This is a genomic window from Desulfofarcimen acetoxidans DSM 771 (assembly GCF_000024205.1).
GTDB classification, from domain to species: Bacteria; Bacillota; Desulfotomaculia; order Desulfotomaculales; family Desulfofarciminaceae; genus Desulfofarcimen; species Desulfofarcimen acetoxidans.
In genome coordinates this window covers 3,335,249-3,349,572 of the sequence record NC_013216.1, presented here as the reverse complement: position 1 = coordinate 3,349,572, position 14,324 = coordinate 3,335,249, and the positions used below count along the sequence as shown (strand labels likewise).

The window sequence follows — 14,324 nt, the reverse complement described above, 5'->3', positions numbered from 1 at the left end:
AAAAAGAAAGGAAGTTATGACGTGAAAAGGTTCTTGATTACTGTTTCTTTGTTATCAATTATTGTATTATCCTCAACGATGGTTTCAGCCTATACGGACTCTACAGATAACCTGAATTGTAGCCCTACGGATGTTAGAGTTCTTATAAATGGTAAGCAATTGACCTTCGATCAAGAACCACTTTTAGTTAAAGACAGAATTTTAGTTCCTTTGCGTAAAATAACCGAATCGCTTGGCGCTATCGTTAAATGGGATCAGGGAATTCAAATGGTGACAGTGCAAAAAGGAAATATAGTAATTGGTTTAAATATTGATTCAGATGTGGGTTTCAAAGAACCCGACATAATATTTACTCTGGAACAACCACCTATCCTTGTCAATGGTCGAACGATGGTATCCTTACGTTTTCTCGCAGAAGGCCTGGGCACACAAGTTTCTTGGGATGAAAAGAGCCGGACCGTTTATATTTCTGAAGGGGATTTTATGAAATTAGATCAACCTGTAGAGACAGATAATGAGCAAAATCAATCAGGGAATACGGATAACAACAACTACTATAAATTTTATCATGAAGTGGCTGGGGAACAAGGAATATGCCCTCCAGAGGAAGCAAAAACATATGTTTTAAAGCAGAACCTTTTAAAGACTATAAAAGATGTGCAATTTACACCTACTCGTTTTGTTGAATATGGACCCACTGACACGATGGTTGTTGGAAATGATGATTCGGGCCGGGAAAAAGCCGTATGGTTGACAAAGAGTCCGTATGGTGGAAGAATATCTCTTACTGGCTATGTTCTCACAGATGATGGAGTCTCTAAAGAAATGGTATATTCTAAACTAGCGGAAAAAGGCATTAATCATGAAAATGTTCAAAAAATTTACATTGCTCCTTATAGCATAAATCATATAGATTGGTTTGTGATAGCAGAGCAAGACGGTAAAAAATATTGTTACTGTTTTGATTACAAGACTGGAGATATATTTATTGAAAACATTCTCATGAACATTAATTAAAACTTCCTCAACATATCCCCGAATGTCAGGGGATGGTTGTATGTCCAGCGAAGAGGCTGGGGTGTTCAGCAGGAGACAGACTTGCCAGAGTAAAACCAGAGCCTTGTGGCTAGATTTGCAGGAGGGATGGAAACTGAACTTCTGGAGCCTACCTATGGACGATATTTATCCGGGGAGGATAGAAAGGGTGATGCCTTGTATTTACAGTATTGGCTCCGATAACAATTTTAACTAAGACTAGATTCGATGGCTTTATAACCGAAACACCCGAAGATACTTGTTGAGCCGAGTCATGCGGCTTATCTACAGGAACTTGTGAAGCTACGAATACATAAAGAAAAAGCCAAGCCGGGGGCGATTAACCCTCGGTTTTTTACGTTTCAAAATAACTTATAAATACACTGAACACCTAACCTTTAGAGTAGGGACAGTTTATCTGTCCTTATTATAATTTTAGGGAGGATTTATTAATTATGGCTTGCATTCACGTTTACACAACCCCAACCGCTGGCGGCACAGACGGCACTCAAGTGTCGGAAGGAACTGGACTACAACCTATTTTCGTTACCTTAAACGTGTGAGGTATGCTAATATTTTTTTCGTATAAAGACTTGTATCCTATGCTAACAGCCGCCTATAAGGGTATAAAGCATAAGTCCAGCCTATTATATCGGACAAATAAATTGAGGTTGACTTAGTGCTTGAGCTTGTGTGAGACCGACCAGTTAAAACGAGTTTTAAAATATATCAGCCAGGAATCGAAAATATCGCATAAAATAACTTGTATCTTACGCTAATAGTCAGCTTATATGGGTGAATAAGCATAAGTCCAGCTATTATAACGGGCAAATAAGAAATAGCTTTTCTAAAGTGAGTACTCAAAAAATCCAGGGTAATCGGGATAAATTATGGTATAATAATTGATGTTAATAAAACGTAATTGTTTGTTGGGGTGGACTTTATGATAAATATTTATTGTAGTGACAATAAGGGAACGCTACAAGAAATAAGTGCATTTAAAAAAGGTTGTTGGGTAAATCTCATAGAACCTACTCATCAGGAAATTGAACGGGTAGTAAAAGAGTTTAATGTTGATATTGAATATATTACTGATGCTTTAGATGCTGAAGAAAAGCCAAGGATTGAAAAGGAAGAAAACCATGTATTAATAATAATAGATATACCTATTATTTCCCAAGAATTAGAATCTATTATTTATCACACAATTCCTTTGGGGATTATTGCCTCGGATGATTACTTAATAACGGTTTGCTTAAAACAAAACGTTATAATAAATGATCTTATTCAAAAGAAAGTTAAAGGTTTGTATACGCATATGAGAACACGGTTTTCATTGCAAATATTGTATTTAATCTCCATATATTACTTGCGTTACTTAAAACAACTTAACAAAAAGACAAATGAGATTGAGAAGAAACTACATAAATCAATGAAAAATGAAGAATTATATTCCTTGTTAGGTATAGAGAAAAGCTTAGTGTACTTTACAACTTCACTTAAAGCAAATGAAGTTGTAATGGAGAAAATTGTTAGAGGTAATTACTTGAAGTTATATGAGGAAGATAAAGAACTTATAGAGGATGTAATCATAGAAAACAAGCAGGCAATAGAAATGACTCATATTTATAGTAGTATACTTAGTGGTATGATGGATGCCTTTGCTTCTATTATTTCTAACAACCTTAATGTGGTTATGAAATTTTTAACCTCAATTACAATAATTTTATCTATGCCTACAATGGTTGCAAGCTTTTATGGTATGAATGTTGGTTTGCCCTTTCAGAATTATAAACATGCTTTTCTATTTCCTATAGTTTTATCAATCATGTTATCGGGTACATTAGCTTATTTTTTTACTCGTAAAAAATATTTTTAAACCATATCAATAATTTAATTCAGGTAGTTGAATTAACGTATTAAATTAATCGAACCAACTAGAAGGAAAGGGTTAGCTGAAAACCTTTCCTTATTTTATTTTTTACTAAATATGCAAAAGGTTCTTATTCCAACGCGGACGTGACCACGACACTAATTGAAGGTAAAAGGAGGAAATATCGTATGCTATCAGTTATCAAGAGTTTTGAGTTTGAATTTGCCGAAGAAGTAGTGGGTGGACAAGACTAAAAATCGTCCGACGAGACGAAAAACACGGATAACAACAAGGATGGCCAGATAAAAACCCCACTGAACACATGATTCCTAAGAGCCGTTTTGACGAGGTGAACCAGAAATTTAAAGACCTGGAAGTCAAGCTTGAAAAAATATTAATGAGAGGGTTAATTATACTATTAATCTAGTTCTTGTTATATATGGGAGGGTTGTGTACCCATTTTTTTACTTTGCCGTATTTAATCAAGTTGTCATAAGCGTGCATCTCTTCATTAAGAAAATTCATAAATAAATTACGTAAAGAATCATTTGAACAAATGTTTATTGCTTTTGAGTGAAATAGCAAAGATGATTGACTGATGTCAAATATAATTCGGAAGATAATTTCATCTCTAAAAGTATTAACATCTTTAACTGGACGTGATGGAAATTCTATATGAAAATGCTTCATTAATTCCTCTAGTTTATTAATATTATTCTTAATTAATTTAACTACACCATGCTCAAAAAATAGTTTCAAATCTGTATCATTGATATAATTTATCATAATATTAATAAGTTCTAAGACATCATACCATGCTTGAATTTGCGTCCAAATAATATAAGCCTCACCAGCGTGTATATCGGATTCATACTTTTCCGGAAATATATTCTCTAATATCTTCATAATATCCTACCTCATATTCAATTTATGGTATATGTATTAATAACCATAAAATATGTTAACTATTCTCATGACAAAGAGATTTATATGGCAAGATTTCTGATTAAAACAAAGAGTAAGTTATACAATGGTGTGACAGAAGGTGTGCTGTTTAAAAATGGACAGGCTGTAGTCGAAGATGAATTTATCAAGAACCTATTGGTGGTTAACTACGGTTATACCATTGAGATTATAGAGGATGATAAGAAAAAGGCCAAGTAAGGGGTGGCTAAATAATGATCATAACGATAACAGATGCTGATACTTATTTTATCAGCTTTGTACTACATAATGCTGAATGGGTGGATGCAGACCAAGAATGGAAACAGCGAGCTTTAAATAATGCCACTAATCAGCTATATCGCATTTACACAGCTATGATGCGATAAACAAGCCGCTACCAGACGAGGCCACTGAAAAAGTTTCTTAAAAAAGGTAGAACCCTCAAAATAGTTACCCTAAGTGGAATCAGTTGGAAAGGGACGTCTATCAGTGCTTACTTGAAGAGTTAACAAAACTTGACGTACAGCTTAATTAAGAGAAAACCAAGATAGTAAGCCTAGACAACGAGGAAAGTTTTGGCTTCTTAGGCTTTGACTTTCGAAGGAGCCGAACTCGCAAAGGTAAATGGGGAGTACTATTTACACCAAAAATGAAAGCACGCATCAAAATATTGACCGAACTAAAAGAAACCTTTCGTCGCTTTCAATCGCAACCAGTGAGCAGAGTTATTGAACTTATTAACCCTGTTCTACGTGGCTGGGTGAATTACTATCGAGTTGGGAACTCCGGCCGGTGGTTTATCCCACTGCTCTACTCTGTAAAGGAAAAAGCCTTGTATTTAGCGGTCTGCAAGATTTACTGTATTTTTCTTAAAATGTTGATTAACCATAATTAAATATATGTAGGGAATAAAAAAAATATGAGATAATAATAATTAAACTAATGAGCAAAAATAGATTTTTTTAAATTTATTATTTGTATCACTCCCATCGAAAGAGTGTAATAAGAAATTGTTAGAAATTTTGTAGTGTACTCAGGAGGTCAATAAAATCTTGAGAAACAAGATAATTTTTACAGGTGGTGGATCGACTGGACACGTATCAGTTAATTTAGCACTTATTCCAGATTTTATAGAAGATGGATGGACTGTGGAATATATTGGGTCTAAAAATGGGATTGAAAAACAGTTAATTTCTAATATTAACGAAGTTAAGTATTTCTCAATCTCAACAGGGAAACTGAGAAGGTATTTTGATTGGAATAATATAACGGATATTGTCAAAGTTTTTACTGGTGTTTTTCAATCTTATTTAATAATTAGAAAGAGTAAACCTAACGTTATATTTTCTAAGGGTGGGTTTGTGTCATTTCCGGTAGTTTTGGGTGGGTGGTTAAATAGAGTTCCTGTTGTATTACATGAATCGGATGTAACTCCTGGACTAGCAAATAAATTAGCTTTACCCTTTGTTACTATTATATGTACTACATTTCCGGAAACAGAAAAGTATATTCATTCTGGAAAAAGTCAATATATTGGCTCGATAATTCGTCAGAATTTAAAAAATGGAAATGCAATACAGGGGCTTAAATACTGTGGCTTTGTTTCAGGGAAGCCCGTTTTACTTGTAATGGGAGGCAGTCTAGGTTCCCAAAGTATTAACCTATCTATTAGAAATAACTTAGGTAAGCTTTTAAAGAAATTTCAGATTGTACATATTTGTGGAAAAGGTCAAAAGGATACATCTATAAGAGTTAAGGGATATAAACAATTTGAATATATAGAAAAGGAACTACCTGATGTAATGGCAATAAGTAATATAGTTGTTTCAAGGGCTGGTGCAAATTCTATATTTGAATTTTTATTTCTGCAAAAGCCTATGATTTTGGTACCCCTTCCCCAAAAATCAAGTCGAGGTGATCAAATACTTAATGCAGAGTCGTTTAAAAAAAGAGGTTTTTGTTATGTAATTCAAGATAAGGATTTATGTAAAAGTGATTTTATTAATACGATTTATGATGTATATGAAAATAGGGCCAAGTATACTGAAAATATGAAAAAAGCTTGTGTTACTGATGCACTAAATGAACTTATCAAATTAATTAAGGCTAAGTCAAAATCAAAATAGAAATATTCACTAAAATATATTACCACTTACGTAGTATTTAATAAGCTAATGAATCACAGGTGGATGAACTTGTTTAATGAAACTGTTGTTTTCGCAATTTTGTCTCATCCTGGTGATGCCCAAAATCAAGTTGCATTGGGATCTTCCTGGTAGCATAAAAAAGGGTAAATTATTATTATTAATTGTTTGTACTGGTGAAGAACGAGGATATCCTTTGATGATAGAGATGGGCAAGGTATGTTCTGAAGGTATTGGGGTAGACCTTGGAGTTAGGGTTTTTGCAGCAGTTAGCAGCGGAATAAAATTTAAAAATATAAATAAGACTTCAAAGGTTAAAAAGTTGGAAAGACGATTAAAAAGGGAGCAAAGGAAATTAAGTGGAAAATATCACATGCGAAAGCAGAGAGGAGTACTGCTACAGCACTGAGATGTGCGAATATAGACAAACAACGGTTAAAAGTACAAAAGCTTCATCAGCGACTAACCAATATTCGGACTGACTATGTTAATAAAACAGTGAATGAACTGGTGAAAACCAAGCCGGAATATATTACTGTTGAAAACTTGAATGTTAGTGGAATGATGAAGAATAGGCATTTATCCAAAGCGATTGCACAGCAAAAGTTTTATGAATTTAATATTAAGTTAAAGTCAAAAACACAATGGCATAATATTGAACTTAGAGTTGTGGATAGATTTTATCCTTCTTCTAAAATATGTTCTTGTTGTGGCCATATTAAGTGGGACTTAAAACTTAGTGATAGAATTTATATTTGTGACAATTGTGGATTTGTTGAAGATAGAGATGTTAATGCTTCAATAAATTTAAGAGATGCTAAACAATACAAGATTTCTTAATTAACAAAGTTCTTGTATATGTACCGATGGCTAGTCGGGAATTTAAGATTGTGGAGTGTTACATCAAATGCGAGTAGCTTTGTGGCAAAAGCAGACATTATGAAGCAGTAAAACTCTCTTGATATAGATTTTTGTCTATATTTAAAGTAGCAGAGGGACTTATTTTCAAAACAAAAAAATTGGGAGTATACCAAGCATATTCTGGACCAATTACTCTAAGTGAAAGGTGGTAATCCACAATGAATGACAAATTGATGATATATTTAGACGGGGTATTTGCACCCTATGAGGACTTGCGGTTTTGAAAGGCTACAATGCTGATTTAACTAATGTAACAGTGATTTGGGTACTCAAAATAATTTACTAAAGGAAAAGGAACTAATGTTATTGCCGAAAACTTCTAAAGATAGTGGTCTATTTAGAAACCGCTTTATTCAAGTCATTATCCTTTCAAACGTTTTGTTGCAAATAGGAATCTGGGTTCGGAACTTCGGAATACTATTGTATGTTATGGACAAAACCGGAAACAACCCTTACTATGTATCGTTAATTTCAGTAGCTGAGTTTGGACCTTTATTCTTGTTTTCTTTTATCGGAGGAACTTTTGCCGATCGTTGGCGACCAAAGCTCACGATGGTTTTAAGCGACTTTTTAAGCGCCGTCTCGGTTTTTATTGTTTTACTGACAATTATATTTGGCTCATGGCATGCAGTTTTTTTTGTAACCCTTGTATCATCTATACTTTCACAATTTTCTCAGCCGTCGGCCATGAAGCTTTTTAAGGTTCACCTAACGCCTGAACAATTGCAATCGGGTATGGCCATTTTCCAGACTGTTATGTCCATTTTCGTAATAATTGGGCCGCTTCTAGGTACATTTATTTATCAAAGGTTTGGCATTAACCTTTCTATTGGAATAATGGGACTTGCATTTCTTATGTCGGCAGGTGTATTAACTTTTCTCCCGTCACAAAATGGTGAAACACATGAAAAATCGACAGCTAAATTCTGGCATGATTTGGCTGAGGGGTTCCGCTATGTATGGAGGAGAAAGGTTCTGTTAGTACTCGGAGGGATATTTGTTTGTGCTGGTCTAGGAGTAGGTATTATCCAACCGCTAGGTATATTTATAATCACTGAAAGGCTTGGGCTGCCGAAAGATAATTTACAATGGTTGATGGTGGCATCTGGTTCTGCCATGTTAATTGGAGGGGGAATCATCTTAGGTATCTCCAAGAAAATTGCCCCGCAAAAATTACTTGCTTTTGGATTATTAGTGAATGCAATATCGATTGTTGTTGTTGGGTTATCTACTAATTTAATAATCACTCTTTGCTTTCAATTTCTTAGTGGATTAGTGATGCCTTGTATTCAAATTGGGGTCAGCACATTAATGCTTAATATGTCGGAAGAAGCATATGTAGGACGAGTAAATGGTGTTCTTAACCCGCTTTTCATTGGGGCCATGGTTTTAACTATAAGTATTGCGGGTTTGTTAAAGGCGAAATTCTCTTTAGTAACAAGTTATCAGATTTCTGGATTTCTCTTTTTCCTTGGCATGCTGTTAACAATTCCGTTATTTAAAAAGATTGGCTCTATAAAAGAAACCTAAACCAGGTAAAAGGATTTTTGGGAGAAATTATATATGTGTTGGTCAGATGAGAAAACTATTGATACGAAAAAATTCAACTTGCTCTCCAAGAAACTATCTCATTTATACGCCTGAATGGGAATTAAAAATGTTATCTAATGCGGATCGTTATCTTGCCACTGGTTTATTAAGAGACTTAGTTTTGGGATGCGGAGATTGAACTTGGTATTTGAGCAGCTTAAAAACCTAAGCTTTCTCCAACAAGTATAACTGTAATCCGTTTAGTTGCGGATTTACTGGTAATTACAAGATGACTGCTTCCACCTTCAGAGGCTTTGGAAACTTCATCAAAAGAAGGGTAGTCATGCTTAAATATCATCATGGTAAGGGGTGCAGCAACGGTTTTTGCACGAAGGATAGCTGCCTCTAAATTAGGTTCTACTTTGTTAAGCCCTGCTATAACTAAGACATTTTTGGGCCCAAAGATAAGAGCAGCAACCCTGTTGCCATATCCATCTATATTTACTAACTCGCCTGTGGCAGATATAGCATTAGAACTCATCAAAAAGTAGTCAGCCTTTAATGCCTCATGTGCAACTTTGTCCATTGCTTTAGCGCCTTGAGCGTCTTTCGGATCTAAGAAATTATACCCTTCCTTTTTTAATGCTACCCGCAAACCAATTTCATCCAGAGTTGCAGAACCTCCGCAAGAAACCATACTGTTTTTGGGGATCATCTCAAGTACTTTTTTTAGGGCATCTTCTTTTGTCTCACAATAAAATCCTTCCATATTTCGTTTTTTTAATTTCTCGATTATCTTCTGCGCTAATAAGGCATTATAGCATTCTTTTGCTTTTATAATATTCATGTTATTCCTCCCATAAGCGTGGTTATTATATTTTAACAGTAGGGTATAGAAATTATAAGTCTATAATTCCCATTTCATATTTGGTATAATTAAATTAGGGAGAGAGGTGAGCCTCTGCGGAACTATGCGTTAGTACGAGGTACCAATGGGTAGCCTTGAAAGACGGGGCCCTTGCATGTGGTAAAATTGTATGTTCGACGGCAATAATATATACATGTTTCCCGGAGTCGCCCCGTCGGTATATTAACATAACCGGTGTGGGGTGAATGTCAAAGCCACCGGGTTATTATTGGAGAAGTACAAGCTTAGTTTTAATGTTTTTGGGATTTTTGTGAAAGTAAGCAAATAAAGGAGAATGACTCCAAAATTGAGGACTAAAACCGGTTTGGATAGGACAGAATGTTATGATTAAGCCAGCCGTTAAGATTGGTGATGGTGCTATTATCGCCTCAAATGTGACCGTAACAAAAAATGTTGAGTCTTATGTCATTGTTGGTTGTAATCCTGCGAAGCTTATTAGAAAGCGGTTTAATAATGAAATAAAAGAGTTGCTTGAGTGAGGGCTAAAAGTGAAAGTAATTGAAAGATGAGGTAAGTCATGCGCAAAGAAAACATAATACAACAAATGAAAGAAATATTTAAAGATATTCCTTTTGGAATAGACCATACACTTAAAGTCCTTAAAAACGCTGAAGAGATAATGTATGGCGAAAATATAAGTGGCAAAGAAAGAGAATTAATATCAATAGTTGCGATACTTCACGATATTGGTGCAGTAGAGGCACAGCGAAAATATGATTCAATAGAAGGAGTTTATCAAGAGAAGGAAGGCCCGTCAGTAGCAAGAGAAATATTAGTCAGTGAAAATCTAGACCCGAATGACATAGAAAGAATATGTTATATAATTGGTAATCACCATACGCCTTCTAAAATTGACGGTATTGACTTTCAAATACAATGGGAAGCGGATTTGTTGGAAAATTTAACGGTCATGGATAAACAAAAGGAACAAGAAAAAATAAAAAATTGCATAGACAGTAACTTCAAAACAATAACTGGAAAAAAGATTGCTTACAGTCGTTTTATAGAAGATTAGAATGCATCTAGCTACCGTAAAATCCTTCCTTGACAAATATCACTTCTTGAGTGATGAAAACTCATCGAAAATCATACACTTCTTAAATGCATTTAAAACGAGAAGGAGGCAAAATATGTAAATGAAAACCGAAAAAGAAAAAATGTTAAACGGAGAACTGTATTATGCCTCAGACTCACAATTAATCAAAGAACGTGAGAAATCCAGAAGACTGACTCGATTATTTAATCATACATTAGAGACAGAATATGAGAGACGTGTAGAACTTCTAAAAGAGCTTTTGGGTTCAACGGGTGCTAACCTCTATATAGAACCTAATTTTCGTTGTGATTATGGTTACAATATTCATGTCGGCAACAATTTTTATGCCAATTTTGACTGTATTATTTTAGACGTATGTGAAGTTCGTATCGGTGATAATTGTTTTATAGCGCCAGGTGTACATATCTATACAGCTACTCACCCATTAAATCCTGTTGAGAGAGCATCTGGGGCAGAGTATGGAAAACCTGTGACAATTGGTAATAATGTTTGGATTGGAGGAAAGGCAATAATAAACCCTGGTGTTACAATCGGTGATAACGTGGTAATAGCCTCCGGAGCAGTGGTGACTAAAAATGTTCCTAGTAATGTAGTAGTTGGAGGAAATCCTGCTCAAGTTATAGTTTAGGAAGCGATGAAGATGGTTATTGACAGGGATACTTGGAGAAAACTCTATCATTTCTGAAACAATGATGATTCCAAAGCCCATATGTGAGTATTGTGGGAAGGGATTTAAATCAAAGGGAAATAATGAAAGAAAGTACTGTGAGCATAACTGTTATACCAGGGATCAATTTTGGTGGAAAGAAGATGTTGCAGAGGTTTCCAAGAAGATAATAGAATTTAAAAAGGTGAATCGTTTAGCCAAATAGCTTAAGGATTTACTCCTGCAGACACTGAGGAATGAACTTCTTTGCTTAAACACAATTATTTTAATAATTCAGGAGTGTATTTATTTATGATTAATGAAAAAATGAAAAAAATAGCACCATCTATTGATGAATGGCTCAAAGAAGCAAAATCGGATCCAATGGCTTTGCAGGAAGGGATGTTTTTAGTCCATAATGGCGTCGTGCGTCAGACGCCCAAAGCCAAGGTTCGCCAAGGGCTGGACGATGGTTCTTTTGTGAAAGGGATGGAATTTGCTTATGATGCAGTGAAAGTGGATGCGGCGATTGCGGAGACTTATAAAATGGAGGGCATATTTTATGTTAAAGTTTGGCTTAATGAAGGCCTGCTTGAGGTCGGTGATGACATAATGTATGTGCTTATAGGCGGCGATATTAGACCGCATGTTGTAGGTGCCCTGCAATTCCTGGTTGAAAAAATCAAAACCGAATGTGTTACGGAAATAGAGCAAAAATTATAATTGACATTAGCTTCTCCAGAACCCTTTACTGGTTTTATTGCACCAACCATTTGCCGTGTACATCAAACTGGGGCAAGGTTAATTGTTATCCTTTCTAGAGTGTATAGAGACTGAATGTGAAATTGAATAGATTACTGATATGCCGGTTGGGGTGGAGAATCACCTTGACCGGTATTTTTGTTTTGCACAAGAGTATAATATAGATAAAAATATAATTATAATCAATAATATTTTATTGTAAAACGATAAAATATGTGTTAATATCAAATTAACGATAAAAGTGAGGTGCTTTTTATGAAACCAGAAACACTCTTTTTAAAGGTGGTTGTTTATCTTATTGGAATTGCGATTCTTGGTTTGTGTGTATTTGGGTTGCCTTCACTTGCAAATTATTTGCATTATCCTGTTTTAATCGGCATGTATGCAGCGGCGATCCCATTTTTCTTTGCTCTGTATCAGACTTTAAAACTTTTAAGCTATATTGACAAGAACAAAGCCTTTTCGGAATTATCTGTAAAGGCTTTAAAGAATATAAAATACTGTGCAATCATAATCAGTATTTTATATGCAGGACTCATACCACTCTTATTTCCCATAGCACAGGCAGACGACGCCCCAGGTATCACAGCACTAGGATTGACCATTACTTTTGCTGCAATTGTGATTGCAGTCTTTGCTGCTGTTCTTCAAAAGCTATTAAAAAATGCCATAGATATAAAATCAGAAAATGATTTAACGGTCTGAGGTGAATTAGATGGCAATTATAATCAATATTGATGTGATGTTGGCTAAAAGAAAAATGAGCGTAACAGAACTTTCAGAGAGGGTTGGAATAACAATGGCTAACCTTTCTATATTGAAAAATGGAAAGGCAAAAGCGATTCGATTATCAACTCTAGAGGCGATTTGTAAGGCTTTAGAATGCCAGCCCGGAGATATTTTGGAATATAAAGGATAATCCAAATAACACCATGTTCTTATTAATACCTATATTTTTGCTGTAATTGAATTAAATCCTCACGATTTATATGCAAAACAATTAGTTAGGAATATATCGGTTGAAATTTTCAAAAAGGACTGAGAAGAATTAACCTGATAAAATTAGCGGTTATTTTTCTTAACCCCAGCATTCATTAATGTGATAAGAGGTATATATGAAAATAAAATTGATCTCCCCCAAAATGACATTAAGGCCGATGGACTCTGAGTTTAAAAGGGTTATGTCACCTTCCATTGCCTTATTAATCTTAGCTGCGTTAACTCCTAATGAACATGAATTGTATATAGAAGATGAAAACGTCGGAAAGTTGAATTTAGAGGACAAGCCTGATTTGGTTGGAATTAGCGTAAACGTGGACACATCACAACGAGCCTACGAAATCTCAAAACATTACCGCAAGCAGGGAATTAAGGTTATTTTAGGCGGGATTCACGCTAGTGCCAATTCGGATGAGGCCCTAGCTTACGCTGACTCAGTTTGCATTGGAGAAGCGGAGGAGTTATGGGAACAAGTTATAGCAGATGTCCAAACAGGCAATTTAAAAAAGAAATATTATAATGATAAGCCCACTAATCTAGCCAATACTCCTATTCCCAAATGGAGTTTAATCGACAAATCTAAGTATTTGTACACTAACGTTGTGGTAACTAGCAGGGGATGTCCCTTTCGATGTGAGTTTTGTTATAACAGTTGTGAATACGTGCATAACAAGTTTAGAAATCGCCCCATTGAACACGTTATTGAAGAAGTCAAAGCTTTAGGTACTAAGCAGGTCATGTTTATTGACGACAATTTTATTGGAAATATTATCTGGACAAAGGAATTCCTAAGGCAAATTAAGCCACTTTATCTGAAATGGCATGCAGCAGTTTCAGCTAACTTAGTTCAGCACCTCGATCTTTTAGATGAAATGAAGGAGTCAGGATGTGAAAGTCTATTTATTGGCTTTGAGACGATTAATAAAGCTTCCATTGAAAGTGTAAGTAAATACCAAAACAATATTGAGAGTTATGAAAAGCTAATCCAGGAGATACATTCTAGAGGCATAATGGTCAATGCCAGCTTGGTATTTGGTTTTGATGATGATGAAGATACCGTATTTGAGGAGACGTTGAATTGGCTTGTTAAAAATAAAATAGAGACAATGACAGCCCATATTTTAACTCCGTACCCGGGAACAAAGATCTATCAAAGATTGAAATCCCAAAGCCGCATTATTGATCATGAACCAACCCATTATAACACTTCTTATGTAGTTTTCTCACCCAATAAAATGACCCAGCAACAACTTTATGAAGGTTATCTGAAAATATATGAGGACTTCTATTCAATTAAAAATATCATAAAAAGACTTCCCAATGATCGGAACCAAAGGATTCCTTATTTATTATTTAATTTTGTCTATCGTAAATTCGGAAAGATAACATCAAAAATTGCGAGCTTTGGCTTGATGAATAATTTAGGCAAATCAGCGCGAAAATTGTCCTATGGTATTGATTAATTTGATTTTAGAAATCAGCCC

17 protein-coding genes and 2 pseudogenes are annotated in these 14,324 nt (G+C 35.0%); 17 read left to right on the top strand and 2 right to left on the bottom strand.

Annotated features, from left to right (window positions below; all coding sequences use genetic code 11):
- Positions 1-21: 21 nt before the first annotated feature.
- The 3 genes from DTOX_RS15260 (at position 22) to DTOX_RS15250 (ending at position 2,914) form a co-directional block, all read left to right on the top strand.
- Complete coding sequence (locus DTOX_RS15260; RefSeq protein ID WP_015758584.1) at positions 22-1,017, top strand: copper amine oxidase N-terminal domain-containing protein; 996 nt, start codon at positions 22-24, stop codon at positions 1,015-1,017.
- A 40-nt stretch (positions 1,018-1,057) separates the two neighbouring features.
- A complete protein-coding gene (locus DTOX_RS15255; RefSeq protein ID WP_042315945.1) occupies positions 1,058-1,252 on the top strand; it encodes a hypothetical protein in 195 nt (64 codons plus the stop codon).
- Positions 1,253-1,978: 726 nt separating this feature from the next.
- Positions 1,979-2,914 carry a magnesium transporter CorA family protein gene (locus DTOX_RS15250; protein WP_015758583.1) on the top strand — a complete coding sequence of 312 codons (936 nt, stop codon included), beginning with the start codon at positions 1,979-1,981 and terminating at the stop codon, positions 2,912-2,914.
- A gap of 417 nt (positions 2,915-3,331) precedes the next feature.
- On the opposite strand, the gene DTOX_RS15245 is transcribed toward DTOX_RS15250, so the two are convergent.
- Positions 3,332-3,814 carry a DUF3231 family protein gene (locus DTOX_RS15245; RefSeq protein WP_015758582.1) on the bottom strand — a complete coding sequence of 161 codons (483 nt, stop codon included), beginning with the start codon at positions 3,812-3,814 and terminating at the stop codon, positions 3,332-3,334.
- Positions 3,815-3,898: 84 nt separating this feature from the next.
- On the opposite strand from DTOX_RS15245, the gene DTOX_RS23655 reads away from it, so the two are divergent.
- The 6 genes and pseudogenes from DTOX_RS23655 (at position 3,899) to DTOX_RS15230 (ending at position 8,448) form a co-directional block, all read left to right on the top strand.
- Positions 3,899-4,072, top strand: a complete 174-nt coding sequence (locus DTOX_RS23655; RefSeq protein ID WP_015758581.1) for a hypothetical protein — start codon at positions 3,899-3,901, stop codon at positions 4,070-4,072.
- A gap of 14 nt (positions 4,073-4,086) precedes the next feature.
- Positions 4,087-4,239, top strand: coding sequence for a hypothetical protein (locus DTOX_RS23135; RefSeq protein ID WP_157862979.1), 153 nt, complete (start codon positions 4,087-4,089; stop codon positions 4,237-4,239).
- A gap of 263 nt (positions 4,240-4,502) precedes the next feature.
- The gene (locus tag DTOX_RS25415) at positions 4,503-4,748 is read left to right on the top strand and encodes a group II intron maturase-specific domain-containing protein (protein ID WP_083773464.1); all 246 of its coding nucleotides are present in this window, start codon (positions 4,503-4,505) and stop codon (positions 4,746-4,748) included.
- Positions 4,749-4,905: 157 nt separating this feature from the next.
- Positions 4,906-5,979, top strand: a complete 1,074-nt coding sequence (locus tag DTOX_RS15240) for an undecaprenyldiphospho-muramoylpentapeptide beta-N-acetylglucosaminyltransferase (protein ID WP_015758580.1) — start codon at positions 4,906-4,908, stop codon at positions 5,977-5,979.
- Between the two features lie 220 nt (positions 5,980-6,199).
- Positions 6,200-6,837: pseudogene (locus tag DTOX_RS24480) on the top strand (RNA-guided endonuclease InsQ/TnpB family protein); the annotation flags it as partial.
- Positions 6,838-7,218: 381 nt separating this feature from the next.
- Positions 7,219-8,448: an MFS transporter gene (locus DTOX_RS15230; protein ID WP_015758579.1), complete on the top strand. Its 1,230-nt coding sequence runs from the start codon at positions 7,219-7,221 to the stop codon at positions 8,446-8,448.
- A 217-nt stretch (positions 8,449-8,665) separates the two neighbouring features.
- On the opposite strand, the gene DTOX_RS15225 is transcribed toward DTOX_RS15230, so the two are convergent.
- Complete coding sequence (locus tag DTOX_RS15225; RefSeq protein ID WP_015758578.1) at positions 8,666-9,295, bottom strand: lactate utilization protein; 630 nt, start codon at positions 9,293-9,295, stop codon at positions 8,666-8,668.
- A gap of 383 nt (positions 9,296-9,678) precedes the next feature.
- Between DTOX_RS15225 and DTOX_RS22390 the strand changes: the two are divergent.
- From DTOX_RS22390 to DTOX_RS15190, 8 genes and pseudogenes are all read left to right on the top strand, one after another.
- Positions 9,679-9,843 (top strand): annotated as a pseudogene (locus tag DTOX_RS22390) (LbetaH domain-containing protein); the annotation flags it as partial.
- A gap of 50 nt (positions 9,844-9,893) precedes the next feature.
- Complete coding sequence (locus DTOX_RS15220) at positions 9,894-10,391, top strand: HD domain-containing protein (RefSeq protein ID WP_015758577.1); 498 nt, start codon at positions 9,894-9,896, stop codon at positions 10,389-10,391.
- Between the two features lie 121 nt (positions 10,392-10,512).
- Positions 10,513-11,061 carry a sugar O-acetyltransferase gene (locus DTOX_RS15215; RefSeq protein ID WP_015758576.1) on the top strand — a complete coding sequence of 183 codons (549 nt, stop codon included), beginning with the start codon at positions 10,513-10,515 and terminating at the stop codon, positions 11,059-11,061.
- Positions 11,062-11,080: 19 nt separating this feature from the next.
- On the top strand, positions 11,081-11,305 hold the full coding sequence (locus DTOX_RS15210; RefSeq protein WP_083773461.1) for a hypothetical protein: 225 nt from the start codon (positions 11,081-11,083) through the stop codon (positions 11,303-11,305).
- A gap of 86 nt (positions 11,306-11,391) precedes the next feature.
- On the top strand, positions 11,392-11,802 hold the full coding sequence (locus DTOX_RS15205; protein WP_015758575.1) for a molybdenum cofactor biosynthesis protein MoaE: 411 nt from the start codon (positions 11,392-11,394) through the stop codon (positions 11,800-11,802).
- 294 nt (positions 11,803-12,096) lie between these two features.
- Positions 12,097-12,546 (top strand): DUF2975 domain-containing protein, encoded by a 450-nt coding sequence (locus DTOX_RS15200; RefSeq protein ID WP_015758574.1) that lies wholly within the window; start codon positions 12,097-12,099, stop codon positions 12,544-12,546.
- A gap of 10 nt (positions 12,547-12,556) precedes the next feature.
- Positions 12,557-12,760 (top strand): helix-turn-helix domain-containing protein, encoded by a 204-nt coding sequence (locus tag DTOX_RS15195; RefSeq protein ID WP_015758573.1) that lies wholly within the window; start codon positions 12,557-12,559, stop codon positions 12,758-12,760.
- A gap of 196 nt (positions 12,761-12,956) precedes the next feature.
- Positions 12,957-14,303: a B12-binding domain-containing radical SAM protein gene (locus DTOX_RS15190; RefSeq protein WP_015758572.1), complete on the top strand. Its 1,347-nt coding sequence runs from the start codon at positions 12,957-12,959 to the stop codon at positions 14,301-14,303.
- Positions 14,304-14,324 lie beyond the last annotated feature (21 nt).

Coding starts and splice junctions, on each gene's coding strand:
- DTOX_RS15255 (WP_042315945.1), top strand. CDS start 1,058: ATGTCCAGCGAAGAGGCTGGGGTGTTCAGCAGGAGACAGACTTGCCAG.
- DTOX_RS15250 (WP_015758583.1), top strand. CDS start 1,979: ATGATAAATATTTATTGTAGTGACAATAAGGGAACGCTACAAGAAATA.
- DTOX_RS15245 (WP_015758582.1), bottom strand. CDS start 3,814: ATGAAGATATTAGAGAATATATTTCCGGAAAAGTATGAATCCGATATA.
- DTOX_RS23655 (WP_015758581.1), top strand. CDS start 3,899: ATGGCAAGATTTCTGATTAAAACAAAGAGTAAGTTATACAATGGTGTG.
- DTOX_RS23135 (WP_157862979.1), top strand. CDS start 4,087: ATGATCATAACGATAACAGATGCTGATACTTATTTTATCAGCTTTGTA.
- DTOX_RS25415 (WP_083773464.1), top strand. CDS start 4,503: ATGAAAGCACGCATCAAAATATTGACCGAACTAAAAGAAACCTTTCGT.
- DTOX_RS15230 (WP_015758579.1), top strand. CDS start 7,219: ATGTTATTGCCGAAAACTTCTAAAGATAGTGGTCTATTTAGAAACCGC.
- DTOX_RS15225 (WP_015758578.1), bottom strand. CDS start 9,295: ATGAATATTATAAAAGCAAAAGAATGCTATAATGCCTTATTAGCGCAG.
- DTOX_RS15220 (WP_015758577.1), top strand. CDS start 9,894: ATGCGCAAAGAAAACATAATACAACAAATGAAAGAAATATTTAAAGAT.
- DTOX_RS15215 (WP_015758576.1), top strand. CDS start 10,513: ATGAAAACCGAAAAAGAAAAAATGTTAAACGGAGAACTGTATTATGCC.
- DTOX_RS15205 (WP_015758575.1), top strand. CDS start 11,392: ATGATTAATGAAAAAATGAAAAAAATAGCACCATCTATTGATGAATGG.
- DTOX_RS15200 (WP_015758574.1), top strand. CDS start 12,097: ATGAAACCAGAAACACTCTTTTTAAAGGTGGTTGTTTATCTTATTGGA.
- DTOX_RS15195 (WP_015758573.1), top strand. CDS start 12,557: ATGGCAATTATAATCAATATTGATGTGATGTTGGCTAAAAGAAAAATG.
- DTOX_RS15190 (WP_015758572.1), top strand. CDS start 12,957: ATGAAAATAAAATTGATCTCCCCCAAAATGACATTAAGGCCGATGGAC.